At 72.8% G+C, this 25,630-nt stretch carries 16 protein-coding genes; 5 read left to right on the forward strand and 11 right to left on the reverse strand.

The genetic code is table 11. From position 1 onward, the window contains the following. Positions 1 to 1,023 precede the first annotated feature (1,023 nt). The 10 genes from QSK31_RS37605 to QSK31_RS37650 all read right to left on the reverse strand — a co-directional run bounded on the left by QSK31_RS37605 (position 1,024) and on the right by QSK31_RS37650 (position 14,051). Entirely contained in the window at positions 1,024 to 2,640 is a 1,617-nt protein-coding gene (locus tag QSK31_RS37605; RefSeq protein WP_285689476.1) for a tetratricopeptide repeat protein, read from the reverse strand. Then, positions 2,633 to 3,649 (reverse strand): hypothetical protein, encoded by a 1,017-nt coding sequence (locus tag QSK31_RS37610; RefSeq protein ID WP_285689477.1) that lies wholly within the window; start codon positions 3,647 to 3,649, stop codon positions 2,633 to 2,635. Before QSK31_RS37610 ends, QSK31_RS37605 begins: the two co-directional genes overlap by 8 nt. Further along, positions 3,646 to 5,130, reverse strand: coding sequence for a hypothetical protein (locus QSK31_RS37615; RefSeq protein ID WP_285689478.1), 1,485 nt, complete (start codon positions 5,128 to 5,130; stop codon positions 3,646 to 3,648). The genes QSK31_RS37610 and QSK31_RS37615 overlap by 4 nt, the downstream gene beginning before the upstream one ends. 177 nt (positions 5,131 to 5,307) lie before the next feature. After that, entirely contained in the window at positions 5,308 to 6,558 is a 1,251-nt protein-coding gene (gene mmsB, locus QSK31_RS37620; RefSeq protein WP_285689479.1) for a multiple monosaccharide ABC transporter permease, read from the reverse strand. After that, positions 6,555 to 8,081 carry a multiple monosaccharide ABC transporter ATP-binding protein gene (mmsA, locus tag QSK31_RS37625; protein WP_285689480.1) on the reverse strand — a complete coding sequence of 509 codons (1,527 nt, stop codon included), beginning with the start codon at positions 8,079 to 8,081 and terminating at the stop codon, positions 6,555 to 6,557. Before mmsA ends, mmsB begins: the two co-directional genes overlap by 4 nt. Further along, entirely contained in the window at positions 8,078 to 9,208 is a 1,131-nt protein-coding gene (gene chvE, locus QSK31_RS37630) for a multiple monosaccharide ABC transporter substrate-binding protein (RefSeq protein WP_285689481.1), read from the reverse strand. Before chvE ends, mmsA begins: the two co-directional genes overlap by 4 nt. A gap of 17 nt (positions 9,209 to 9,225) precedes the next feature. Continuing rightward, the gene (araA, locus tag QSK31_RS37635) at positions 9,226 to 10,710 is read right to left on the reverse strand and encodes an L-arabinose isomerase (protein WP_285689482.1); all 1,485 of its coding nucleotides are present in this window, start codon (positions 10,708 to 10,710) and stop codon (positions 9,226 to 9,228) included. Continuing rightward, positions 10,707 to 11,381, reverse strand: a complete 675-nt coding sequence (locus tag QSK31_RS37640; protein WP_285689483.1) for an L-ribulose-5-phosphate 4-epimerase — start codon at positions 11,379 to 11,381, stop codon at positions 10,707 to 10,709. The genes araA and QSK31_RS37640 overlap by 4 nt, the downstream gene beginning before the upstream one ends. Next, a complete protein-coding gene (araB, locus tag QSK31_RS37645; protein WP_285689484.1) occupies positions 11,378 to 13,003 on the reverse strand; it encodes a ribulokinase in 1,626 nt (541 codons plus the stop codon). Before araB ends, QSK31_RS37640 begins: the two co-directional genes overlap by 4 nt. A 70-nt stretch (positions 13,004 to 13,073) precedes the next feature. Continuing rightward, positions 13,074 to 14,051, reverse strand: a complete 978-nt coding sequence (locus QSK31_RS37650; RefSeq protein ID WP_285689588.1) for a LacI family DNA-binding transcriptional regulator — start codon at positions 14,049 to 14,051, stop codon at positions 13,074 to 13,076. Between the two features lie 180 nt (positions 14,052 to 14,231). On the opposite strand from QSK31_RS37650, the gene QSK31_RS37655 reads away from it, so the two are divergent. The 5 genes from QSK31_RS37655 (at position 14,232) to QSK31_RS37675 (ending at position 24,614) form a co-directional block, all read left to right on the forward strand. Next, positions 14,232 to 15,629 (forward strand): DUF2252 domain-containing protein, encoded by a 1,398-nt coding sequence (locus QSK31_RS37655; protein WP_285689485.1) that lies wholly within the window; start codon positions 14,232 to 14,234, stop codon positions 15,627 to 15,629. A gap of 28 nt (positions 15,630 to 15,657) precedes the next feature. Further along, positions 15,658 to 16,077 carry a TIGR03618 family F420-dependent PPOX class oxidoreductase gene (locus QSK31_RS37660; RefSeq protein WP_285689486.1) on the forward strand — a complete coding sequence of 140 codons (420 nt, stop codon included), beginning with the start codon at positions 15,658 to 15,660 and terminating at the stop codon, positions 16,075 to 16,077. A gap of 9 nt (positions 16,078 to 16,086) precedes the next feature. Beyond that, on the forward strand, positions 16,087 to 17,034 hold the full coding sequence (locus QSK31_RS37665) for a pirin family protein (RefSeq protein WP_285689487.1): 948 nt from the start codon (positions 16,087 to 16,089) through the stop codon (positions 17,032 to 17,034). A gap of 162 nt (positions 17,035 to 17,196) precedes the next feature. Continuing rightward, positions 17,197 to 17,634 (forward strand): hypothetical protein, encoded by a 438-nt coding sequence (locus QSK31_RS37670; RefSeq protein WP_285689488.1) that lies wholly within the window; start codon positions 17,197 to 17,199, stop codon positions 17,632 to 17,634. Positions 17,635 to 18,332: 698 nt separating this feature from the next. Continuing rightward, positions 18,333 to 24,614, forward strand: coding sequence for a hypothetical protein (locus QSK31_RS37675; RefSeq protein ID WP_285689489.1), 6,282 nt, complete (start codon positions 18,333 to 18,335; stop codon positions 24,612 to 24,614). Here QSK31_RS37675 and QSK31_RS37680 read toward each other — a convergent pair. Further along, positions 24,544 to 25,608: a GGDEF domain-containing protein gene (locus QSK31_RS37680; RefSeq protein ID WP_285689490.1), complete on the reverse strand. Its 1,065-nt coding sequence runs from the start codon at positions 25,606 to 25,608 to the stop codon at positions 24,544 to 24,546. The two genes, QSK31_RS37675 and QSK31_RS37680, sit on opposite strands and share 71 nt — an antisense overlap. Positions 25,609 to 25,630 lie beyond the last annotated feature (22 nt).

The raw sequence follows: 25,630 nt of genomic DNA on the forward strand, positions 1-25,630 counted from the left end.
CGCCTCACACCCATCACCACCAGCCAAGACACCCAACCCGACCTCGAACCCGCCGAGATAGCCGCCTAACATCAACCCACACGGATCAGCGCTGGCCGCCTCTTACACCACGCCAGCGGACGCGACCCAATGCGCGTCTGCCAGGCGCCCGCCTGCCCACTCACCGTCGCTGCCGCCGCTCACGCCCGGCACGAGTCAATGCGCGTCTGCCAGGCGCCCGCCTGCCCACTCACCGTCGCTGCCGCCGCTCACGCCCGGCACGAGTCAATGCGCGTCTGCCAGGCGCCCGCCTGCCCGCTCACCGTCGCTGCCGCCGCTCGCGGTGGTAGCCGGGCACGGCAGTGGTAGCCAGGCACGGCAGTGGTAGCCAGGCACGGCAGTGGTAGCTGAAGGCGGCATCTGCGTCGTCGGCCCAGGCCCGGCCGTTGCGCGCCGCCGGCGCCCGCGGCCGGTGGTAGGACCGGGCGCTATCCACTGAGCTTGCCCCGCTCTGAGCTACCACGCGCGCGGACCGTGGTGGCTCAGAGCGCTATTTCGGCCCGGATACCGCGCTGGCCCACCACTGCGTGCCTGTCCTGCCACCCGCGCCCGCTCCTACCACCTGCGCCCGCTCCTACCACCAACCGCGCCCGGCCACGGCCGCGAGCGGCGGCAACAACAGCGAGCGGGCACCCGGGCGCCTGGCAACCGGCCCGGCCCCGCGCCGGGGCGCAAGCGGCGGCAACAACAGCGAACACGCACCCGCGCGCCCGACACACCCGAGCGAACCCCGCGCCGAGCGCAAGCGGCGGCAACAACAGCGAGCAGGCACCCGGGCGCCTGGCAACCAGCCCGGCCCCGCGCCGGGGCGCAAGCGGCGGCAACAACGGCGAACACGCACCCGCGCGCCCGGCACACCCGAGCGAACCCCGCGCCGAGCGCAAGCGGCGGCAACAACAGCGAGCGGGCACGCGGGCGCCTGGCAGCGCCCAAGCCAAAGCCCACAGCGAGGCCAGACCTTCGCCCCGAGGGGTGTCTGGCGGCTCAACGAAGGGGGGTCAGCTCCTGGAGCCTCTGCTGGGTCTCCCGGAGCCGGGCATCCGTCTCGAGGGCCTCGTCCGGGCGGTCCAGCCGCTCGTAGCAGCCCTGCAGGACGCGCAGGAAGACCGCCTGCCGTTCCAGGTGCACCGGGGCGGGGGCGGTGATCCCGGCCATCAGGTCGACCGCCCGCTCGTACCGCTCGGCCGCCGTCGCGAGGTCGCCGCGGCCGAGCAGGGCGTCCAGGCCTGCCCCGGCGGTCGCCTCGGCGGCCAGCCAGCGTGCGTTCCGCGAGTGGTTGCCGTCCGCGTACAGCATCCGCACCTCGGCGTAGGCGGCGTCGGCGGCCGCCCACGTGCTCGTACCGCCGCCGGCCTGGCCCCGGCAACTGGCGCTCAGGCCGAGACCGAGGTGCGCCTTCATGCCGAGCAGCGGGTTCTCCGGCGAGCCGGCCGCCGCCAGCCGGTAGTGCGCCTCCGCCTCGTCCAGCAGGCCCAGGTCGGCGCCCCGCTCGCACCGCACCTGCGCCCGGTACGCCTCGGCGAGACCGACCCGGGCGCGGCCGTACCCGGGCTGCTCGTCCAGCGCCCGCCGGAAGTGCGGGATGGCCCGGGCGGGGTTGATCCGGCCGGCGGCGTTCCCGGCCATCAGGTCGACGACCACCCGGTGGATGTCCGGCGCCCGGGTCGCGACGGCGATCCGGTCGAACTCCTCGCCGGCCCTGATGAAGTGGCCCTCGGCGGCCGGGTAGTCCGCGTTGGCGAAGGCGCTCAGGCCGCGCAGGAACGTGACCACCGCCTCGAGGTAGCGCCGCGTCGTCCCGGTGAGCCGGCCGGGCGACGGCGCCGGTTCGCTGACGGTCAGGTCGTGCCGGCCGGCGAACTCGGGCACCTCCCCCAAGGCCCCGTCGCTGACGAAGATCTCGGCCGTGGTGACCGTCCGCGCGCCGGCGGGATGCACGACCGGCCGCAGCACCACGTCGGCGCCCAGTTCGGCGGCGGTCCGTTCCAGATCGGCGGCTGCCCGGCCGGGCAGCGCGCGGATCTCGATCGCGGACGGGTCGCCGGCCCAGGACCGCAGCTCCGCGGCGAGCGACCGGGCAAGCTCGGGCGAACCGCCCGCCGCCACCGCGATGTTGAAGGCGCCGCGCATCGGCGCCGGGCCGTCCGGTTCGTCGGACGCGAGCAGGAAACCGGTCACCAGCAGCAGGATGACGACCACGAGCGCGTGCGGCGCGGACCGTCGCGGCGCCTTTCCCGTCACCACGACCGGCGCGGGCGCTGGCGCGAGCACGGGCTGCGGGGCGGGCGCCGTCACGGCCCGCTCCCACAGGACTTCCCAGCGCGGCAGGACCCGGTCCAGCTCGGCGGTCCGGCCGGCGAAACGCAGACACCCGATCACGTACGACCGGGTGGTCTCCCAGGTCGGCGCGCGGCGTCCGCTCGCCGCCTCGGACAGCGTGCTGGTCGCGCAGTGCGCCAGGCCGCTGAGCACCCGGTACGGCGGCCCGCCGCACTCCGCGCGCAGGTCACGCAGCCGCTGGGCGAGCTCGCGCAGGTGCTCGGGAACGCTCTCGTCCAGCTCGGCCTCACGCCGGCCCCGCCGCGCCGCCGTGTCACTCACCTCCCGGCTCCTGTGCCTCGGCGTACGTGCAGAAGACATCGAGGTTGGGGCCACCGGCCAGCACCGGATGCGTCACACCCCAGCAGGCGTCGGGCAGATCGTTCCCGGTCCGGATCACCGCGTGCCCGCCGCCCAGCGCGTCCGCCCGCACCCGGAACGTCGAGAAGAACCGCTCCTCCCGATAGAGCGTGAAGTCCACTGTGCCACCTCGCGGGAACCCCGCGAAGTACAGGTGCAGGTCGACACTGTGGTCGATCTGCTCGTGCCCGCGGTCCAGCCAGATCCGGGGCGTGGCCGGCCGGCTGATCGCGAACGACCGGCTCGCCGTCCGGCCGCCCTGGCTCGCGGTCACCCGGTACGTCCCGGCCCGGTCGGACGGCAGGATCGGCCAGGGCAGGAAGACGCCGCCGCCGGTCGTCTCCTGCGGCGGCACGGTCCGGGTGACCGGCCGGCCGACGGGCGGCGTGACGGTGACCCGCAGCGGCCGGTCGTCCCGGAAGCCGAGGAAGCAGAGCAGGAACTGGGTCGGGATGATCGGCTTGCTCTGCATCCCGACGCTGGGCCCACCGGGTTCGGCCTCCCAGCACTCGGGTCCGCCACCGAGGAAGAAGTCGACCTGTTCCCGTACGCCGGGCGGCAGCGTGTCCGGGGTCTGCAGGGCGCCCTCGATCAGCACCGGGTCGTCGGCCGGCGGCCGAGCCTCCGGCGGGTCGCCCGGTGCGCGCGGTCCGGTGGACGAGGGCCCGGCCGGCCCGCCGGCCGGTTGCACGGCGTGCAACCGGCCGGCCGGCGTCGTCCAACGTTCCGGGCCGGTGGGCGACGTCGCCGGGGCTGTCCCGGACGGGCCGGCCGGCGCCGGGGCAGGCGTGGGGGTGGCGGTGGACGCGGGACCGGGCGGCGCTCCGGTGGGTTCCGGCCGGGAGACCGCGCCCAGCACGGCACTCACGAGGGTGATCCCGGTCAGGGCGGTGGCGCCGGCGATCGTGGCGCGTCGACGCGTGAACCTCATCGAGGCAACCACTCGATGGCGGTCCGCGCCTTCTCCGCCAGCACCGTCGCCTCCCGGGCGCGCGCCCCGGTGAGCCGGGTCGTCTCCCGCAGCCGGAGCACCTCGGCGTACTCGCGTCCGGCCCGCGCCCAGGCGCCCGCGAGACCGGCCCGGCCCTGGCACTCGGCGTTGCGGCCCAGGTTGTAGTGGGCCGTCATGTCGAGCAGGCCCGGGCCCTCGTCCGGGGGACGGCGCAGGAACCGCTCGTAGTGCGCGTCGGCGTCGTCCAGGCGACCGGCCACATCAGACGACGGGCGGTCGCATCGCGCCAGGGCGCTCAGGGCGGCGCCGAGCGCGACGTGGGCACGCGGGTCGTCGGCGGCCGCCCGTTCCAGCGGCTCCACGGCACGGGCCGGGTCCTGTGCGGTCCGGGCGATGCCGAGCAGGAGGTCGGTCGTCGCCCGGCCGACCGGCCGCTCACCGGCGTCGCCGACCAGCCGCAGCTCGTCGCCCGCCCCGGCGAAGTGGCTCTCGGCGGCGGCGAAGTCCCCGTACGCGTAGGCGCCGGCGCCGCGGACCACGCTCAGCACCGCGTTGCGGTAGGACAGCACCGCGGGGCGCACGTCGCCGGTGACGCCGGGGTGGTAGCCGGTCGGTTCGAGCAGGCCGAGGCGGTAGACGCCGGCGTACTCGGGGGTGCCGCCGAGCGCGCGGCCGGTCAGGTAGATCTCGACCGCGGTGAGCGACCGGACGCCGTCGTCCCCGGCCAGGACCGGCCGCAGCACGACGTCGGCGTTCTGCTGGTCGGCGAGCGTGCCGAGGTCGCCCGGCGAGGTGTCCTCCGGGATGCGCACCTGAACCGCGGACGTCTCGGCCGACCAGGCCCGGAGATCGCCCTCGAGCAGCGCGTGCAGCCGGTCGGCGGCGGCCGGGACCGCCCCGGTCCGCTCCGGCGCCGCCAGGAGCACGTTGAAGAGGCCGCTCATCGGCGGGGCGCCGACCGGCCGCCCCACGCGCAGCCCGGCGACGGTGAGGATCACGAGAAGCACGATCGGCAGGAACAGCAGGGGGCGGGTGCGGCGGCCTCGGCGTGCGCGCGGGACCGCGGAAGGTGCGGGGACGCGCGGGGCGAAGGGCGTGTACGGCGTGCGCTCGGCGCGGGCGGCACGCTCCCAGTCGGCACGCCAGCGGTCCAGCTCGGCGGCCAGCCCGAGGTCGCGTCCGGCGTGGCGCAGGCAGCCCGTCACGTACGCCCGGGTGGTCTCCCAGGTCGGCAACCGCCGGCCGCTCGCCGCCTCGCTCAGCGTGCCCGTCGCGCAGTGCGCGAGAGAGCTGAGCACCCGGTAGGACGGCGTGCGGCACTCGGCCCGGAGATCGCGGAGCCGCTGCGCGAACGCGCGACGATGGACCGGCGCCGCCGCGTCCAGTCGCGACTCCCGCCGCCCGCGCCGCACCGCGTCCGCTCGTCCCTGCCCAGCCGCTCGTCCCAGCCCAGCCGCCATCTTGCCGCCTCCCGCAATGCGCGCATCCATGGTGGAGGGAGCAGGCGGAACGGTGCTGGAAGAGTCGGATTCAGGTCAGTAAGGCAACAGAATCGGCGGTCGTGGGGCGCGATATCTGCTGAAACCGCGAAAAAGGAGGTGAGGGCGCCTGCCCTCACCTCCTTCCGCGTGCCAGGATCAGCGGGCGGCGCCGGCCCGGCGCTTGGTCCACACGTCGAAGGCGACCGCGGCGAGCAGCACCGCGCCCTTGACGAACATGACCGACTCGGTCTGCGCGCCGATCAGGCTCATCCCGTTGTTGATCACACCCATGATCAGGCCGCCGGTGATCGCACCGACCACCTTGCCGACGCCACCCTGCACGGCGGCGCCGCCGATGAACGCGGCCGCGATGGCGTCCAGCTCGAACTGGTCACCCGCGGTCGGGTTGGCCTGGTTGAGCCGCCCGGCGAAGATGATGCCGGCCAGCGCGGACAGCACGCCCATGTTCACGAAGATCCAGAAGATCACCGACTTGACCTTCACGCCGGACAGCGTGGCAGCCTGCAGGTTGCCACCCACGGCGTAGATCTGCCGGCCGAACACCGCCCGGTTGGTGAGCAGCGAGTAGCCGATCACCAGCGCGGCCAGCAGGACCAGCACCCAGGGCAGGTTCTTGAACCGGGCGAGCTGGACGACCACGAACATGATCACCAGTCCGGCCAGGGCGATCTTCGCGATGAACAGCGGCATCGACTCGACCTGCTGCTCGTACCGCAGCCGGGCGGCCCGGGTGCGCCACTGGGTCACCGCGATCACGCCGACCGCGACCACGCCGACCAGCAGGCTGAGCAGGTCGGCGCCGCCGAGCGCGCCGCCCAGGCCGATGTTGCCCAGATAGCCCTCGGTGAACCCGTTGGCCAGGGTCCGCACCTCCTCCGGGAACGGCCCGATGCCCCGGTTGCCCAGCACGGTCAGCGTCACCGCGCGGAACAGCAGCATGCCGGCCAGCGTCACGATGAACGCCGGGATCCCGAAGTAGGCGACCCAGTAGCCCTGCCACGCGCCGATCAGCCCGCCGATGAGCAGGGTGACGAGCACGGCCAGCGGCCACGGCCAGCCCTGGTTGACCATCATCACCGCGGCGAACGCCCCGCTGGCGGCCACGATCGAGCCCACCGACAGGTCGATGTGCCCGGCGATGATCACCAGGATCATCCCGATCGCCAGGATCAGGATGTACGAGTTCTGCACCACGATGTTGCTGATGTTCTGCGGCGCCAGCAGGTCACCACCGGTGAGGATGGTGAACAGCACCACGATCGCCGCGAAGGCGAAGTAGATGCCGCTCTGGCGCAGGTTCAGCTGGAAGCGCCGCGGCGGACCGGCGTTGGCGGTCGGGGCCGGGTCGACCGCCAGGTCGGCGTTGCTGGGCGCGACGCTGGTCATTGCGCCGTCCCTGCGGTCATGAGCGTCATCAGGCCCTCCTGGGTGGCGTCGGCCCGGGGCACCTCACCGGTGATCCGGCCGGCCGACAACGTGTAGATGCGGTCGCAGAGTCCCAGCAGCTCGGGCAGCTCACTGGAGATGAGCAGCACCGCCTTGCCGGCCTCGGCGAGCCGGTTGATGATCGTGTAGATCTCGTACTTGGCGCCCACGTCGATGCCGCGGGTGGGCTCGTCGAGGATCAGGACGTCCGGGTTGGTGAAGATCCACTTCGACAGGACGACCTTCTGCTGGTTGCCGCCGGAGAGCTTGCCGGTGATGCTCGAGACGCTGGGCGCCTTGATGTTCATCGACTTGCGGTACTCCTCGGCGACCTTGAACTCCTCGTTGTCGTCGACCCAGCCGCGTTTGGCGAGCTTGCGGAGGCCGGCGGCGGAGACGTTCCGCTTGATGTCCTCGATCAGGTTCAGGCCATACCGCTTGCGGTCCTCAGTGGCGTACGCGATGCCGTGCCTGATCGCGTCCTGCACCGAGCGCAGCTGCACGAGCTGCCCGTCCTTGTAGACCCGCCCGGAGATCCCGGTGCCGAACGACCGCCCGAACACGCTCATCGCGAGCTCGGTGCGGCCGGCGCCCATCAGCCCGGCCAGGCCGACGATCTCGCCCCGGCGCAGGTTCAGGTTGGCCCCGCGGACCAGGACCCGGCCGTGCTGGGTCGGGCTGTGCACCGTCCAGTCCTCGATGCGCAGGATCTCGTCGCCGATGATCGGGTCGCGCAGCGGGAATCGGTGGTCGAGATCGCGGCCGACCATGCCGGCGATGATCTTCTCCTCGGTCACCTGGTCGGCTTCCATGCTCATCGTGCTGATCGTCCGGCCGTCGCGCAGGATCGTGACCCGGTCCGCGATGGCCATCACCTCGTTGAGCTTGTGCGAGATGATCACGCAGGTGATCCCCTCGTCGCGCAGGCCGCGGATGAGGTCGAGCAGGTGCTCGGAGTCCTCGTCGTTGAGCGCCGCGGTCGGCTCGTCCAGGATCAGCAGCCTGACCTCCTTGGAGAGCGCCTTGGCGATCTCCACCAGCTGCTGTTTGCCGACGCCGAGGTCGACCACCGGGGTGACGGCGTTCTCCGCCAGGCCCACGCGGCGCAGCAGACGCTGCGCCGCCTGGTTGGTGCGGTTCCAGTCGATCATCCCGCGGGTCGCCTGCTCGTTGCCGAGGAAGATGTTCTCGGCGATCGACAGGTTCGGGGCCAGCGCCAGCTCCTGGTGGATGATGACGATGCCCCGGTGCTCACTGTCCCGGATGCCGGCGAACCGGCACGGCTCGCCGTCGAAGAGGATCTCTCCGTCGTACGAGCCGTGCGGGTAGACGCCGGACAGCACCTTCATCAGCGTGGATTTGCCCGCGCCGTTCTCCCCGCAGATCGCGTGGATCTCGCCCCGTTCCACATCCAGCGTGACGTCCTGCAAGGCCTTCACCCCGGGGAAGGTCTTGGTGATGCCCCGCATCGACAGGATCGTCATCCCAGGTCGGACTTCTTGTAGTAGCCGGTGTCGACCAGGGTCTTCTCGTAGTTGGTCTTGTCCACGATGACCGACTCGAGCAGCATCGCCGGCACGACCTTCACGCCGTTGTCGTAGTCCTTCTCGTTGTTCGTGGTCGGCTTCTGACCCTTGAGCACGGCGTCGGCCATGCCCACGGTGGTCTTGGCCAGCTCACGGGTGTCCTTGTAGATCGTCGAGTACTGCTCGTTGGCGATGATCGACTTCACCGAGGCGAGCTCGGCGTCCTGGCCGGTGACGATCGGGTAGGGCTGGCCCGCGGTGCCGTAACCGTTGCTCTTCAGCGCCGACAGGATGCCGATCGAGAGGCCGTCGTACGGGGACAGCACGCCCTGCACCTTGAGGCCCGAGCGGTAGGTCGAGGTCAGCAGGTTCTCCATCCGGTCCTGGGCGGTCTTGGCCTGCCACCGCAGGATCGCGATCGTCTTGAACTCGGTCTGCTTGCTGGGCACCTTGATCGTGCCGTCGTCCAGGTAGGGCTTGAGCACCGACATCGCGCCGTTGTAGAAGAACGTGGCGTTGTTGTCGTCCGGCGAGCCGGCGAACAGCTCGACGTTGAACGGGCCCTTCGCGGTGCCCTTCGACCCGTCGGCGTTGAGCACCTTGAGGCCGGTCAGCAGCGAGGTCGCCTGCTGCACGCCGACCTTGAAGTTGTCGAACGTGGCGTAGTAGTCCACGTTCGGCGAGTTGCGGATCAGCCGGTCGTACGCGATGACCGGGATCTTGTTGTCCTTGGCGCTCTGCAGCTGGGTGGTGATCGCGGTGCCGTCGATGGACGCGATGATCAGCAGCTTGGCGCCCTTGGTGATCTGGTTGTCGAGCTGGTTGACCTGGGTCGGGATGTCGTCCTCGGCGTACTGCAGGTCGACCTTGTAGCCCAGGCCCTCGAGCTGCTTCTTCAGGTTGTCGCCGTCGCCGATCCAGCGCTCCGAGGACCGCGTGGGCATGGTGACGCCGATCAGGGCGCCGGCGTTGTCGGTGCCGGTCGACGCCTGCTGGTCGACGGTCTTCTCACTGTTGCCGCACGCGGTCAGCGACGCGGCAAGAACGACGGCGGAGGCGACTGCCGCCAAACGGGTGTAGCGCATGAACTCTCCTCTAGGTGTCACAGGGTGCGTGCCAGGCGGTAGTACGCCTGATTCCAGCGGATCCGATCCGCAAAATCATTTACATTGGTCGATGAGTCGATCAGGAGCAACTCGGTGTTCAGCATGGTGGCGAAGTCGCGGAGCGTCTCGGAGTCGACGGCCGCGGTCATCACGGTGTGGTGCGGGCCGCCGGCGGTGAGCCAGCTCTCGGCCGAGGTGGACAGCGACGGGCGCGGCTTCCACACCGCCCGGGCGACCGGCAGCTTCGGCAGCGGCGCGTCCGGCGGCACCACGTCCACCTCGTTGGCGACCAGGCGGAACCGCTCGCCCATGTCGGACATGCCGATCACCACGGCCGGGCCGGGGGCGGCGTCGAAGACCAGGCGTACCGGGTCCTCACGGCCGCCGATGCCCAGCGGGTGGATCTCCACGCGCGGGGTGCCGGCCGCGATGGTCGGGCACACCTCGAGCATGTGCGCGCCCAGGATCTTCGGCTCGCCGGGTCCGAAGTGGTAGGTGTAGTCCTCCATGAACGAGGTCCGGCCGCCGGGCGCCATCGCCTTGATCGTGGCCAGCAGCACCGAGGTCTTCCAGTCGCCCTCGCCGCCGAACCCGTAGCCGTCGGCCATCAGCCGCTGCACCGCCAGGCCCGGCAGCTGGCGCAGCCCGCCCAGGTCCTCGAAGTTCGTGGTGAACGCGCCGAACCCGCCGTCGGTGAGGAAGCGGCGCAGCCCGGCCTCGATCCGCGCGGCGTACCGCAGCGAGTCGTGCCGGTCGCCGCCGCGGGCCAGTTCCGGCGCCAGCTCGTACGCGTCCGCGTACTCGGCGACCAGCTTGTCCACCTCGTCGTCGCCGGCCGCGTCGACCCGCTCGACCAGGTCGTTCACGCCGTACGTGTTGACCGAGACGCCGAACCGCAGCTCGGCCTCGACCTTGTCGCCCTCGGTGACGGCCACATCCCGCATGTTGTCGCCGAACCGCGCCAGACGCAACGTCCGCAGGTGCTGCACGCCGGTCGCGGCGCGCGCCCACCGGTTGATCCGCTCCAGCACGCCCGGGTCGCTCGCGTGCCCGGCGATGGTCTTGCGCGGCACGCCGAGCCGGGCCTGGATGAAGCCGAACTCGCGGTCGCCGTGCGCGGCCTGGTTCAGGTTCATGAAGTCCATGTCGATGGACTCCCAGGGCAGCGCCTCGTTCAGCTGGGTGTGCAGGTGCAGCAGCGGCTTGCGGAGCGCGTCCAGCCCGGTGATCCACATCTTGGCCGGGGAGAACGTGTGCATCCAGGCGATCACGCCGATGCAGTTGCCGTCGGCGTTGGCCGCCAGCATCACGTCGCGGATGGCGGCGCTGCCGGTGAGCACCGGCTTGCCGACCAGGTCGGCGACCAGCCCGCCGGCGGTCAGCATCCGCTGGATCTGCTGCGACTGATCGGCCACCTGGTCGAGGGTCTCCGGACCGTAGAGACCCTGGCTGCCGGTGAGGAACCAGATCTGGGGTGTCACGCTCGCGGCTCCTGTCCGTAGACGTTCTGGTAGCGGTCGTAGAGGGAGTCGACGTGGTGCGCCGCGATCGGCACCGGCTCCCCGAGCTGGCGGGCGATGTGCACGGTGCGCGCGACGTCCTCGCACAGCACCGCGGCCTTCACCGCCGCCTTCGCGTCCTTGCCGACCGTGAACGGGCCGTGGTTGCGCATCAGCACCGCCCGGGACCGGCCGGCCCGCAGGGTCTCGACGATGCCACGGCCGATCGAGTCGTCGCCGATCAGCGCGAACGGCCCGACCGGGATGTCGCCGCCGAACTCGTCGGCGATCATCGTGAGCACGCACGGGATCGGCTCGCCGCGGGCGGCCCAGGCGGTCGCGTACGTCGAGTGGGTGTGCACGACGCCGCCGACCTCGGGCATGTGCCGGTAGACGTACGCGTGGGCGGCGGTGTCCGACGACGGCGCGAGATCGCCCTCGACCAGCTTGCCCTCGAGGTCGGTGACGACCATGGTGTCCGGAGCGATGTCGTCGTAGCTCACCCCGGACGGCTTGATGACCAGCAGGTCGGCGCCGGGCACCCGGGCGGACACGTTGCCCGCGGTCCACGCCACCAGCGCGTTGCGCACCAGCTCGGCGTGCAGCCCGGCGACCTGCTCCCGGAGCGTCAGAATCGTCTGGGCCACGGTCATGAGGACACCGCCCGCCGCTGGATGGCGCGAAGCTTGCGCATGACCTTGTTCTCGCCGCGGCCGAAGTAGTCGTGCAGCCGCACGTACTCGGCGTAGAGCTCGTCGTAGATCTCCCCCGCCGCCGGGTCGGGCCGCCAGACCGCCTCCTGCTTGCGGCCCATGGCCGCGGCCGCGGCACGCACGTCCGGGTACGCGCCGGCGGCCGCGGCGGCATGGATCGCCGAGCCCAGCGCCGGGCCCTGGTCCGACCCGATCACCGACAGCGGCATCTTCAACACGTCCGCGTAGATCTGCATGACCAGCGCGTTCTTGATCAGCCCACCGGCCGCGACGAACTCCCGCACCGGCACACCGGCCTTCTGGAACGTCTCCACGATCACCCGCGTGCCGAAGGCGGTCGCCTCGATCACCGCGCGGTAGCGGTCCTCCGGCCGGGTCGCGAGCGTCTCGCCGACGACCAGGCCGGACAGCTCCGCGTTCACCAGCACCGAACGGTTGCCGCCGTGCCAGTCCAGCACCAGCAGGCCGTGCCCGCCCGGCTTCTGGCCCAGGGCCAGGTCGGTCAGCTGCTCGTGCGTGTAGCCGGGCGGCACCACGTAGGCGAAGATGTCGCCGACGCCGCTCTGGCCGGCCTCGTAGCCGTACAGGCCTTCGACGATCCCGCCGTCGACCACGCCGCACATGCCCGGCACGACCTCGACCTCGTCGTGGTTGATCATGTGGCAGGTGGAGGTGCCCATCACGGCGACCATCTGGCCGGGCTCGAGCGCCTGCGCGGCGGCCGAGGTGACGTGCGCGTCGACGTTGCCGACCGCGACCGCGATGCCCTCCGGCAGGCCGGTCCACTCGGCGGCGCGCGCGCCGAGCCGGCCGGCCGCCTCGCCGAGCTGCCCGATCGGCTGGTCCAGCTTGGTCTCGACGAAGTCCGCGAAGTCCGGGTTCAGCTCGGCGAGGAACTCCCGCGACGGGTACTGCCCGTCCTGGCGGATGCCCTTGTAACCGGCGGTGCAGGCGTTGCGCACGTAGTCGCCGGTGAGCTGCCAGACGATCCAGTCGGCCGCCTCGACCCAGCGTTCGGTGGCCGCCCACACCTCCGGGTCCTCCTCGAGGACCTGCAGGGCCTTGGCGAACTCCCACTCCGAGGAGATCAGGCCGCCGTAGCGCGGCAGCCAGGACTCGCCACGCTTCGCGGCGAGGGCGTTGATCCGGTCGGCCTGCGGCTGGGCGGCATGATGCTTCCAGAGCTTGACGTACGCGTGCGGCGAGCTGACGAAGCGCTCGACCTCGTTGAGCGGGGTTCCGTCGGCCAGCGCCGGCACCATCGTGCAGGCGGTGAAGTCGGTGCCCACCCCGATCACCTGCGACGGATCCACCTGGGCGGCCCGCAGCGCCGCGGGGACGGCGATGCGCAGCACGTCGATGTAGTCGGACGGGACCTGCAGCGCCCAGTCGTGGCCGAGGGGCGTCCCGTCGGGCAGCGTCTCGGTCAGCACCGCGTGCGGGTAGTCGTGCACGGCGGAGCCGAGTTCGGCGCCGTCGGAGACCCGGACCACGACGGCACGACCGGACAACGTTCCGTAGTCGATTCCCACGACGTACGACGGCGGTGTGTGCTGCGTCATGAGGCGAAAGTGTGAACGCTAACAATCGGCCGTGTCAACGGCTGCTCGCAACATTCAGGACACGACGTATTTACGTCCGGACACTGTTGCGCACCACGAGTCTCGGCTTCACCACGATGCGTCCCGGCGCGGCCTCGCTGTCGGTCATCTGGGCGAGCAGGAGATCAAGACCGGCCAGCGCCACCGCGGCGAAGTCCGGCCGCACCGTGGTCAGCGGCGGGATCAGGAACGCCGCCTCCGGCACGTCGTCGAAACCCACCACGCTGACGTCCTCCGGCACCCGCCGGCCCCGCTCGTAGAGCGCCCGCAGCAGGCCCAGCGCCAGGTGATCGTTGGCCGTGAACACCGCCGTGACCTCGGGCATCCGGGCCAGCATCTGCCCGGCCGAATAGCCCGCGGCGGCCGACCAGTCGGCCTGCACCGGCGGCGGCACCTCGGCGCCCGCCTCCAGCAGCGTCCGCCGCCAGCCCTCGATCCGGCCGGCCGCGTCGTACCAGTCCGGCGGCCCGGAGACGTGCCAGACCGTGCGGTGACCCGCGTCCAGCAGATGTCGCGTGGCCGCCCGGGCGCCGGCCACCTGATCGACCGTGACGAGCCCGTGCGCGCGGTTGGGGTCGCCGTCGATGGTCACCACCGGCACACCCGCGGGCAGCGCCGCCAGCCCCTCACCGGCCGACGCGGTCGGCGCGATCACCACCAGGCCGGCCACGCGCTGGTCCAGATGGCGGTCCACCGCGGCGGCCACCGACTCCCGGTCCAGGCGCACCACACTGGCCACGCTCACCGCGAAGCCGGACTCCGCCGCGGCCTGCTCGAACGCCGCCAGCAGCGACGCCGGGCCGAACAGCGTGCTGTTCAACGTGACGACGCCGAGCAGCTGCGAACGGCCGGTGACCAGCGTGCGGGCAGCCCGGTTCGGCCGGTAGCCCAGCTCGGCGATCGCCGCGCGCACCCGCAGCCGGGTCTGCTCCTTGACGTTCGGGTGATCGTTCAGCACCCGCGACACCGTCTGGTGCGAGACGCCGGCGAGACGCGCGACGTCGGTCATGGCCGGGCCACGGGACCCCCTGATGTCCACCAACGCACCCTCAACCCCTCGAGAAAGGCCTGGAGAAGAGACTAACGCCGGGCCGGTCCCGTGACCCGTTGCCTCATGTTAGCGATAACACCGCTTGGGTCAAGAGCCGTTTGTTTCCAGTTCATGTGCGCCACGTAGAGTTGCGACACGATGAACAGCGTGCTGGAAACGGGTCCGGACGAGGGGTTCGCCTCCCTGCGCCGGCCCGGCCGGCCCCGCAAGGAACGGTACGAACTGGGCCGTTCCCTCCGCGAGCGCGCACACCGCTCGGACACGGCGTTCTGGACCCCGCCGCGCGACCGCGCCGCCGTCCTCCAGCAGCTCACCGACGCCCACGAGGGCCGGGTCTCCTGGCTGGTCCCGGTGCGGATCGGCCGGATGGTGGCGTCGCCCTACGCGTTCCTGCGGGGCTCGGCCAACGTGATGGCCGACGACTTCGCCGCGTTGCCCCGTACCGGAATCAATCCGGTGATCTGCGGTGACGCCCACCTGGGGAACTTCGGGTTCTACGCCTCCCCCGAACGCGAGCTGGTCTTCGACCTCAACGACTTCGACGAGGCGCACCCCGGCGCCTGGGAGTGGGACCTGCGCCGCCTCGTGGTCAGCGTGCACGTGGCCGGGCGGCAGAACGGGTTCCGGGAGAGCGCCTGCGCCGACGCCGTCCGGCACTGCGTGCGGGAGTACCGCGAACAGATCGGCCACCTCGCCGAGCAGCCCCTGCTGGCCCGTTCGTTCGACCAGCTGGACGTGGACCGGCTGCGGCAGGCCGCGACCGGGGCCGGCTTCAAGGACTCCATCGAACGGGCCGCCCGGCGGGCCCGGCGCCGCACCAGCGACCGGGCGCTGCCCCGCTTCACCGAGCAGCGCGACGGAACAGCGCGGCTGGTCTCGGAGCCGCCGCTGATCACCCGCCTGGAGGACGGCGACCGCGACCGGCTGGAGGAGGCGCTCGACGGCTACCTCAACACGCTGCCGCCGCACTGGGCGCGCATCCTGGCCGGCTACCGGATCGTCGACATCGCACACAAGGTCGTCGGCGTCGGATCGGTGGGCCTGCGGGCGTACGTCGCGCTGTGCGAGGGCAGCAGCCCCGACGACGTCCTCTTCCTGCAGATCAAGCAGGCGCGGCGCTCGGTGATCGCCCGGCACCTGCACGGCGACGCGGCGTGGCACCGGCACCAGGGACAGCGCGTGGTGGAATATCAGCAGGCGTTGCAGACCGTCAGCGACCCCCTGCTGGGCTGGGCGACGGTCGGCGAACGGCAGTACTACGTGCGGCAGTTCCGGGACATGAAGGGCGCCATCGTGGTCGAGGACATGAGCGCCGGCGCGCTCTCGGACTACGCCGGCATCTGCGGCTACCTGCTGGCCAAGAGCCATGCGCGGACCAGCGGGGCGTCCATGATCGCCGGGTACGCGGGCAGCAGCGACAAGCTCGACGAGGCGTTGAGCCGGTTCGCCCGCACGTACGCCGACCAGGTCGAACGCGACCACGCCACGCTGGTGGCCGCGGTCCGCAGCGGCCTGCTCCCGGCGGAGACGGCGTGAGCGGCGGCCTGCTCCCGGCGGAGACGGCATGAGCGGCGTCCTCGACCTGTCCTCCACGGCGCTTCGGGCCTTCTGGACCGAGCGTCACCTGTGCACGCTGACCACGCTGCGTGCCGACGGCTCCCCGCACGTGGTGGCGGTCGGCGCCGTCCTCGCCGCCGACGACGGCGTCGCCCGCGTCATCAGCTCCCGGACCTCCGCCCACGTGCGGCACATCCTGGCCGGCGCCGGCCGCGTCGCCGTGTGCCAGGTGGACGGTGCACGGTGGAGCACCATCGAGGGCACGGCGTCCATCGCGACCTCGCCCGACGACGTCGCCCTCGCCGAGCGCCTCTACGCCGAGCGGTACCGCGTCCCCCGGCCCAACCCGGCGCGCGTGGCCATCGTCATCGACGTCACCCGGATACTCGGCGCCAACTCACTGAAAGCGCCCTCCCCGGAGCGATAACGTGCAGGTGTGAGCAATCTGCAGGCGGATCCGACCGTCGGGCCCGAGGGCGGCCCCGTCGAGGTGCTGGAGGGCGCGACCGTCGCGCTGGGCGGGCCGCGCGGCATGGCGGTGACCCGGACGCTGCCCAACCGGCGGCGGCGGATGGTCGGCGCCTGGTGCTTCCTGGACGCGTACGGGCCGGACGACCTCGCCGGGACCGCCGGCATGCGGGTCGGGCCGCACCCGCACATCGGCCTGCAGACGGTCAGCTGGCTGGTCCGGGGCGAGGTGCTGCACCGCGACTCGCTCGGCAACCTGCGCGAGGTCCGGCCCGGGCAGCTCAACCTGATGACGGCCGGCGCGGGCATCTCGCACTCCGAGGAGACGCCACGGGACAACTCCGGCGTGCTCCAGGGCGTACAGCTGTGGGTGGCCCTGCCCGACGAGGCCCGCACCGGGCCGCCCGCCTTCGCCCACCACGCCGATCTGCCGGTTCTGACCACCGGCGGGCTGCGAGCGACCGTGATCATGGGCTCGCTCGGCGACACGACGTCGCCGGCGCGGACCTTCAGCCCGCTGACCGGCGCGGAGATCACCGCGGACGCGGGCGCTGCCGGGGTGGTCCCGCTGCGTGCCGATTTCGAGTACGCGGTGCTCACGCTCGACGGCGCCGCCCTGATCGACGGGCAGGAGCTGAAGCCCGGGCCGCTGCTCTACGTGGGCGAGGGGCGCACGTCCCTGCGCATCGCGGCCGGGCCGGCCACCCGGGTGCTGCTCCTCGGCGGCGAGCCGTTCGCGGAATCGCTGGTCATGTGGTGGAACTTCGTGGCCCGCTCGCACGAGGAGATCGAGGCGGCGCGCGCGGGATGGGAGTCGGGCACGTTCTTCGGCGAGGTCCACGGGTACGACGGGCCGGCCCTGCCCGCCCCGCCGATGCCGATCACCCGGCTCGTGCCGCGCGGCCGCATCCGCTGACGCCCTCGACATCGCGCGGCCGCATCCGCTGACATCCTCGACACCGGGCGGCCGCATCCGCTGGCGCCCTCGGCATTCGGGCGGGGTCGCACAAAAGCGGCTTGACGGGCCGTCCGGGCGGGCGGATCGTCGAGGTAATCCCACTTCTGCCTGGAGCAGATCGTGACCTTCCTCGACATCGGCAGGCTCGCCCTCATCGTCGCCGCACCGACGCTCCTCGGAGCGACCGTGCTCTACGCCCCGCGCTGCTGCGCCTACCTCGCCGAGAGGTGGCGTGCCCGGCAGCCGGAGGAACCGGCTCCGGTCGGGCCGCCCATCCAGCAACTCGCCACCGACCTGAGGCGGCTGCTGCGGCTGCACGGCGAACTCACCGCCTCGGCACACCTGGCGATGCGGGCCCACCGGCTGTGGGCGGTCGAGGCGGCGATCTCGGTGCGGGCTGTGGAGGCGGCGCGGGCTCTGGGCGTACCCCATCCGGAACCGCAACCACCCGCCACCTTGAACCGCACCGAGCTGGGCAGTGTGCTGCGTGATCTGGCCGAGGCCGGGCTGGTCCTGCCCGCAAAGGTCGGACCGTTCATCGGGGACGGCCGCTATTGACGACGGCCTCGCCCGGCATTGGCCTCGCCTGACGCCGGCCTCGCCTGGCACTGGCCTCGCCTGGCACTGGCCTCGCCTCACGCTGGCCTCGCCTGGCACTGGCCTCGCCTCACGCTGGGTGAACGGTGGCGAGGTGCACCTCGCCACCGTTCGGGGCCCGGCCGGCGGACTTACTGACGGGGGCGGCCGCCGCCGGCCGGGGAGATCGGAGGACCCTGTCCGCCTCGGGTGCGCTCGGCTCCCGGCAGGGGTTCCGTCATCCACCGTGACAGGCCGACCGCCAAGATCTGCGGGACGCGGACGTGTCCTTCGCCACGGACGGTTTCCGGTTGCCTGAGCTGCGGTTTAAGAATTGCTTAAGCCGGGCGACTTTTCTGCGGTCGGGTTAACGTGCTGGAAATGGTCACTGTGTGCGCATTTCCAAGATCGGAGCGTACTTTCCGCTGGTCGGGTTGAACCGGTCGGTCACCGGCCACGTACTAGACGTCGAGGGTCACCGTCGCGGGTGGCCGCCGGACGGGCTCCACGGGCCGGTGAAGCGCTTCCCAGCAGGTGGCGCGCACCACGCAACTGCGGTTAACGTTCGACATCGGCCGCGCGCGGGGGCGTCGCGGCCGCGTACACAAGGCTCTGGGTCTGAACGGGGGGACGACGATGCGGCACCAGCTTTCCCCGATCGTCGCCCATTCGAGGTCTGCATGAGTTACGAGGACGACGAATACTGGGACGACGAGTACACGGACCATTCCCCGGTCGGCTATGCGGAGAACACGGCCGTCGCCCCCGACCGCTACTCGCAGCCGATTCCCCCCGGTCGTCGCCCTCGACGCCCCGCCCAGGTCAGGACCTCCACCTGGGACGGCGAGATCGCCCAGCCCCCGATCGACCTCGACGTACGACCGCCCGACGAGCTCGCCGCCCGCCGCCGCAGCAAGCGACCCGGGCCGCCGCAGCCGCCCGGCGACGCCCCGCCGGCCGCCGACAAGCCCGGCGGCTTCGACAACACCCGGCCCTCCTGGTTGAACGACCCGGAGTTCGTGCCCACCGACACGACGGTGCCCGACCCGCTGCTCGACGGAGTGGTCGACTTCAACCGCCCCGAGCTGGGCGCCGACTTCGACAACCCCGAGTACCACGGCCCCGACGTGGGCACGCGCGCGGTCCGCTCCCGGCGCGAGCCCGAGATCATCGACTACGTCGACGACGACTACGACGATGAGGCGTACGCGGCCGACCTCGCCCGCACCCAGCGTGACCAGCGCGCCGGCCGGGCCACCGACTTCACCGACGGGCGGAGCGCCTACAAGGGCGACCGCGCGTTCCCCGACGACGATCTCGACGACCGGCGCCCGTCCCGCGACGACCGCTACCGCAACGACGACCGCTACCGGTCCGACGAGCGCTACCGGTCCGACGAGCGCTACCGGTCCGACGAGCGGCGCGGTCCCGCCGACGACGACCGGTATCGCGCCGACGACCCCCGACGCGACCCGCGCGACCCCGACCGCCGGCGCGACGCCCGACCGCGCGACGACTACGACCGCAGGCCGACACGCGAGCGCGACGACCGTTCCCGCGACCCCCGGGTGGCCGGGACGTCCCGCGACGAGGCCCGCCGCCGTCCCGACCTGGACGACCCGCGCCGCGCTACCACCCGTGACGACCTGCGCCGCTCCGACCGGGACGGCGTTCGCCGCGGCCAGGACGACGCCCGGCGTCCCGATCGTGACGGCGCCCGCCGCGGCCCGGACCGCGATGATCCGCGCCGCGGCTCCGACCGGGACGACCTGCGCCGCGGGCGGGACGATGTCCGGCGCGATCCTGATCGTGACGCTGCTCGCTCCGGCCGGGAATCCATTCGCCCGGGGCGCGACTCCGGTCGGTCCGGGCGCGACTCCATCACTCCCGGGCGCGACTCCGTTGCCGGCGGGCGGGACTCGGTTTCCGGCGGTCGGGACTCGGTTTCCGGCGGGCGCGATGGGCGTGAGGCGGCACGTCGTGACCCGCGGGTGCCTGGGCCGGATCGCCGCGCCCCTGGTCCCGACCGTGACCGTCACGTGGCCGGGCCCGACCGTCGCGGTGCCGGACCCGACCCGCGCGTCGCCCGGGATCCTCGCGTCGCCGGGATGCCTCGCGACGACCGTGGGGTCGCCCGGGTCGATCCGCGCGTGGCCGGACCGGAACGCGACGACCGCCGCGAGCCGGTGCGCCCCCGCGGTGACCAGGACGTCCGCGGGCGCCGCCGGGTCGCCATCGACGGCCCCGACGACGTGGACATCGCCGCCCCGATCGACGGCCGCTACGGCCGCCCCGGCGGCGAATACGTCGAGAACTACGAGATCCCCGCCGAACCGGTCCGCGGACGCGCGGTCATCGACGGCACGATCGTCGAGGCGCCCACCGACCCGCGCGGCCGAGCCGTCCCGGACCCCGCCGACCCGCGTGGCCGGGCCGTCCCCGACGCCCCCATCGACCCGCGCGGCAGGGGCATCCCGGACCCGAACGGCGACCCCCGTGGCCGCGTGGTCCCGGATCCGGTCACCGACCCGCGCGGCCGGGTCATGCCGGATCCCGCCGCCGGACGCGCCCGGGTCGGTGACGCGCCCACCGGCCCCGACGCCCGTGAGGTCATCGAGGGCGAAGTCATGCCGATCCGCGCCCAGCGCAGCCGGATCACCGTCGACGGCATGGACGAGGCCGTCTTCGAGGGCCAGTACTCCCCCGACGAGCCCGCCGACCCGCGCCGCCGCGGCGCCCGCCGGCCCGGCCCGCAACGTCGTCCCGAGCAGCCGGTCGCCGGTCGCGCCCAGGTCCCGCCCGCCGGGGTGGAACCGCAGGAGGGCTACGACGTCTACCGCCCGCGGCGTGACGACGAGAACTGGCCGGTCTCCGGCGCACCCGCCGTCGACGAGGCACGCCCGGTCTCCGGCGGCCACGCCCGGCCGGCCATGCCTGACGACAGCCGCCCGGTCTCCGGCGGCCACGCCCGGCCGGCCACGCTCGACGACAGCCGCCCGGTCTCCGGCGGCCACGCTCGCCCGGCCATGCCCGAGGACAGCCGTCCGGTGTCCGGCGGTCGGTCCTACCCGGACGGCGACCAGGGCGAGGACCGCTTCGGCGGCGAGACCGGCGACAGCCCCCGCGTGCTTCACAGGACACCGGCGCCGACCTTGCCCCGCGTCATCCACAAGGCCGAGCCGCCGGCCCAGCCGCGCGTACTCAAGAAGGCGGAACCACCCGCCCAGCCGCGCGTCGTCAACACCGCCCCGCCGGCCGCGCCGCCGCGCGTGGTCCCGGCCGCGCCGGAACCGCCTGCCCAGCGGCCCGAGACCGCTTCACCGGCGCCCGCCGTGCCCGCCGCGACGGCGTCGCCGCAGGCACCTCCGGGACGGCGTCCCGACAACGTGCCTCCGGCATCGCGCAACCCCGCGGCGCAGGCCCCGGTCGTGCCGGGCCGCCGCCCTGAAACGTCGGCGCCGCAAACCCCGGCGGGGTTCACCCCCGCTGCCCCGGCCCAGACGCCACCGGGCCGTGGTCCGGACGCCGCACCTCAGCCGCCGTATGGAAGCGCGACGCCGTATGAGGGCGTGCCGCCGTATGGAAGCGCGACGCCGTATGAGGGCGTGCCGCCGTATGGAAGCGCGGCGTCACAGGCGGGCGCTGCGCCACAGGCTGGCACGGCGCCACGGGCTGGCACGGCTTCGTATGACGGTGCGGCGCCGCATGCGGGTGCGGCGCCGCAGGCACCAGACGGCCAGTGGCCCGGCACCGCGGCTCCGGGATCGCGTGGCGCGGTCCCGCCGCAGGCGAATCCCGGCCGCGTGGCCGAACCGCCATCTGCACGGGTTCCTGCCACGACTCAGGCACCACCTCCCCGTCGCGGGGCCGCGCCGGCGGCAGCGCGAGTATCGGCACCGCCGCCGGCACCTCCTGGCCGTCGACCCGATCAGGTCCCACTGGCGCAGACGGCTCCGGCACAAGCGGCTCCGGCACAAGCGGCTCCGGCACAAGCGGCTCCGGCACAGGGCGCGCCGCCTGCCGGCCAGGCGCCGGCCGAAGGGAAGCGCCGCTTCCCGTGGAGCCGCCTCTCCAAGCAGGGCGGGAAGCAGTCGAAGTCTCGTCCTTCCAGCTCCGCCTCCGAGCCGCTGGGCGCGGACGGCCTCGGGCTCCTGCCGTCCGCAGAGGGCGGTCAGCAGTGGCAGGCCGACGCGGATTCCTGGGCATCGCCGGCGGGATATTCCGCCGAGCAGCAGCTTTGGGCACAGCAGGAGCAGGACTGGACGGTTCCGGGTTCCTCCCCGCAGACGCCCGAGCAGCAGGCATGGACGCCCGGGGCCGACGAGCCGCAATCGTGGATGCCCCAGGGCTCCGAGCCACAGGCGTGGGCATCGCACACATCCGGACAGCAGGCATGGCCGGCGCAGGAGTCCGAGCCGCAGGCCTGGGATTCCCAAGCACCAGAGCAGGCGTGGGACCGCGAAGCGACCGACCACGCGTGGGATCCCCAGGCAACCGAACGGACGTGGGCACCCCAGCCCGCCGAACAGGCTTGGGATCCCCAAGCGACCGACCAGGCGTGGAGTCCCCAGCCGGCCGAGCAGGCCTGGGATCCCCAAGCGACTGCGCAGGGGTGGAGCCCCCAGCCGGCCGAGCAGGCATGGAATCCCCAGCCGGCCGAGCAGGCATGGGATCCCCGCGCCACCGAGCAGATGCGGACTTCCGAGCAGGCCGGGTGGCCGATCGCGAGCCAGGCCGAGAACGAGCCTTGGGCGGACCCTGCCCAGCCGCAACAGTCCGAGCCGCTCGCTGCGCCGGAAATGCGACCGGGCGGGCCGTTGCCGACGCGCGGCCGAGGACAGTCGCTGGGCGGCGGCGAGGAAAGTTGGAACGGTTTCGGGGGCTCCCCCTCTTCGGAGACGGAGAGTGGCATGCCCACTTCCGAGGCGAGGAGTGGCACGGCAGCGCCGCAGGCGGGCATGCACCCGCAACCGCGGACAGCGCAGCCCCAGACCGCGCAGCCCCAGGCCCCGCAGCCGCGGGCCGCGCAGCCGCGGGCGTGGCAGGAAAACTCGAGCGCGCTGGGGGACGGTGTTCCGCAAGGGCCGACCCCTCGGCAGCTCGGCAGCGCGGCAGCACCCGCCGCACCGGCAGCACCCGCAGCGCGGCAGGGTGGGACGCCGGCGCCGCCGCGCGGCGGAGAACCGGCGGGACTGGCACCGCGGCACGGTGGGACTCCGGAAGGACCGGCGCCTCGGCACGGCAGCGCTCCGCAGGGACCGGCGCCCCGGCACGGCGGCACTCCGGAAGGACCGGCACCGCGGCACGGCGGTGCTGCGCCTCGGCATGGTGGGGCCCCGACGGGACCGGCACCGCGGCACGGCGCGCCGCACGGGTCGCCCGAGACCTGGCGCCAGGACTCGGGTGAGCAGGCCGCCGCCTGGAACGAGGTCACGCCGCCTCAAGGCGCTCCCGCGGCAGGACCGGCGAAGCGGCAGGAGCCTGAACTCCGGGTTCCGCGCTATGCGGCTGACGCACCGGTGTCCGGAGGAGCACCGCCGGCGACCGCACCGACGGCTCAAGCGCCGGCTTCCGCGGGGACGCCTCAGGCACCCGTGCCAGGCGCTCCCGTCTCCGGCGTTCCCGGGTCGGAGGATGCGCGGGCTAACGGCGTTCCGCGTGGTGAGCGGCCCGCCCCGCCCACGCCGGTCACGGCTCCCATCGGGCGGCTGGTCATCGCCGGGCCGGACATGGAGCCGCGCAAGTATGTCGACGCCGACCTCAAGATCGACTGGTTCGGCAAGGATGGCGAAGGCCCCAAGACCGGCGATGGCACGGCGGCTGGCGGCAAGGCAGTCGGTGCCGAGGCTGGAAATAACCCTGAGAAGCCGGCGGCCGGAAGCGCCCCGAAGATGCCGGCGGCCGGAAGCGCCCCGAAGATGCCGGCGGCCGGGAGCGCCCCGGAGGAGCCGACGGCTGGGAACGCCGCAGCGAAGCTGAAGGCCGCATCCTCCGCGGAGGCGACCGACGGCGACGGCCTGGTCATCGACATGGACATCAGCGGTCTCTTCGACGGCCGCGGGGTAACCGCCCAGCAGGCCATGATCGTCGCCCGTGAGCTGCGGGAACAGAACGCCAAGGCGGTCTCGGACCAGGTGGGCGCGGGCGCCGTCGCAGAACCGCCGCGGCCGGAAACCAACGGCGCTGGACCAGCCGTAAGCGCCGGGCCGGGCATGAACGCGGCGCAGGGCATGAACGCGGCGCAGGGCACGAGCGCCGGGCCGGGCATGAACGCCGGGCCGGGCGCCAGTGATGGGCCGGCCGTGAGTGAGGGGCCGACGGCCGCTGACCTGGAGGCGATTCGGTGGCGGCTGGACGGCGGGACTTTGCGCGAGGTGGTCGACGATCACGATGCGCTGCGCAAGCTCGGTGAACAGCTGGACGGGCCGCTCGCCGCCGATCAGGACGACGACTCGATGGCGGGGCTGCTCAGTGTGCGGGCCGAGGTCTACCGGCTGCTCGGTGAGTTAGGGATGGCCGCCGCGGCCAGCCGGATGGCTCTGGTGCACGCTCAGCGGGCGGGTAACTCGCGGGCCAGGGTGATCGCTCAGGCCGAGCTGGCGCACGTGCTGCGGCTGCGGGGGGACTTCGACGAGGCGGATCGGCTCTTCGAGGAGGCGGCCAGCTCGGAGACGCCGGAGGCGTTGCGCAGCGTGGTGCATGAGAACGCGGGGCGGAGCGCCTTCGATCAGGGGCGGCACATGGAGGCGCTGGATCACTTCGCGCGGGCGGTTCGGCTGGGGCCGGAGAACGACATGGACCTGGTGGAGCGGGTCGGTGTGAGCCTGGAGGCGATCTACATCCACGTGCTCCGGGACGGCTGGGGGCCCTACCCGCGGATGCGCCGGGAGATCATCGACCCGGAACTGCTGGCTCAGATGGAACAGCTGGAGCGGCGCCCGGAACCACCGGCGCAGGGCTGACCGCCACGCGGCCGCGGCCGTTGCTCTTGGCGGTGTAGAGGGCCGCGTCCGAGGCTCGGACCAGGTCGTCGACGGTTGCCGCGTGGGCGGGCAGGGACGCCACGCCGATGCTCAGGCCGGGCGGGCCGGACGGCAGCGTGGTGTCCGCGCGGACCAGGGCCCGCATGCGGTCGACGGCGTTCAGGGCGGCCCGTTCGTCGCCTCGGATCAGCATGACGAATTCGTCGCCGCCGAAGCGGGCCACGAGGTCGCCGTCGTTCGCGACCTCCTGCATGGCCGCCGCCACGACCTGCAACGCGTCGTCGCCGGCCGCATGGCCGTACGTGTCATTGATGCTCTTGAAGTGGTCGAGGTCGATGGTGACGACGGCGAGGGGGCGACCGCTCAGCTCGGCCCACCGGCCGGCGGCGGCGAGCGCGTCGTCGAAGGCGCGGCGGTTGGCGAGGCCGGTGAGCGGGTCGGCGAGCGCCTGTCCCTCGAGCTTGCGGCGCAGTTGGTCGGCACGGTCGCGCAGGCTGTAGACCACGACCGCGGTCATGATCAGCGCGATGCTGAGGGCGATCCAGTCGGCGAATCCGTTCGCGGCGCGGAGGGCGATGACCACGACGAGCCCTTCGCCGACGCTCACCGCGATCACGTTGAGGTAGATGACGCGGCGGCTGAGGAAGTTCGCCGCGTAGAGCACCGGCCACAGGTAGAACAGTTGGGAGCCGGTGCTGGCGTCCGAGGTCATCAGGTTGAGTCCGGAGATGACCGAGGTGGCGATCAGCGGGGCGGCCCAGAAGAAGAGGTCGGGCAGCAGGTGCGGGCGGGACCAGCAGACCCACGCGCCGAGGGCCAGCGCGAGCGAGGTGGTGATGACCGCGATGAGGATCGGCGGCGGGTTGTGCGGCTGCAGGATGACGCCGGTGAGCAGGACGAACGGCGCGGCGGCGAACTGGAGGTACGCGACCGAACGCGACGCGCCGTGGCGGTCGCGGATCTCGAACGCCATGGCGCCTCCTCCGGGATCTACT

The sequence above is a fragment of the Actinoplanes sp. NBRC 103695 genome (assembly GCF_030269485.1).
Lineage (GTDB): Bacteria > Actinomycetota > Actinomycetes > Mycobacteriales > Micromonosporaceae > Actinoplanes.

Coding starts and splice junctions, on each gene's coding strand:
- QSK31_RS37610 (WP_285689477.1), bottom strand. CDS start 3,649: ATGAGGTTCACGCGTCGACGCGCCACGATCGCCGGCGCCACCGCCCTG.
- QSK31_RS37615 (WP_285689478.1), bottom strand. CDS start 5,130: ATGGCGGCTGGGCTGGGACGAGCGGCTGGGCAGGGACGAGCGGACGCG.
- mmsB (WP_285689479.1), bottom strand. CDS start 6,558: ATGACCAGCGTCGCGCCCAGCAACGCCGACCTGGCGGTCGACCCGGCC.
- mmsA (WP_285689480.1), bottom strand. CDS start 8,081: ATGACGATCCTGTCGATGCGGGGCATCACCAAGACCTTCCCCGGGGTG.
- chvE (WP_285689481.1), bottom strand. CDS start 9,208: ATGCGCTACACCCGTTTGGCGGCAGTCGCCTCCGCCGTCGTTCTTGCC.
- QSK31_RS37640 (WP_285689483.1), bottom strand. CDS start 11,381: ATGACCGTGGCCCAGACGATTCTGACGCTCCGGGAGCAGGTCGCCGGG.
- araB (WP_285689484.1), bottom strand. CDS start 13,003: ATGACGCAGCACACACCGCCGTCGTACGTCGTGGGAATCGACTACGGA.
- QSK31_RS37650 (WP_285689588.1), bottom strand. CDS start 14,051: ATGACCGACGTCGCGCGTCTCGCCGGCGTCTCGCACCAGACGGTGTCG.
- QSK31_RS37655 (WP_285689485.1), top strand. CDS start 14,232: ATGAACAGCGTGCTGGAAACGGGTCCGGACGAGGGGTTCGCCTCCCTG.
- QSK31_RS37660 (WP_285689486.1), top strand. CDS start 15,658: ATGAGCGGCGTCCTCGACCTGTCCTCCACGGCGCTTCGGGCCTTCTGG.
- QSK31_RS37675 (WP_285689489.1), top strand. CDS start 18,333: ATGAGTTACGAGGACGACGAATACTGGGACGACGAGTACACGGACCAT.
- QSK31_RS37680 (WP_285689490.1), bottom strand. CDS start 25,608: ATGGCGTTCGAGATCCGCGACCGCCACGGCGCGTCGCGTTCGGTCGCG.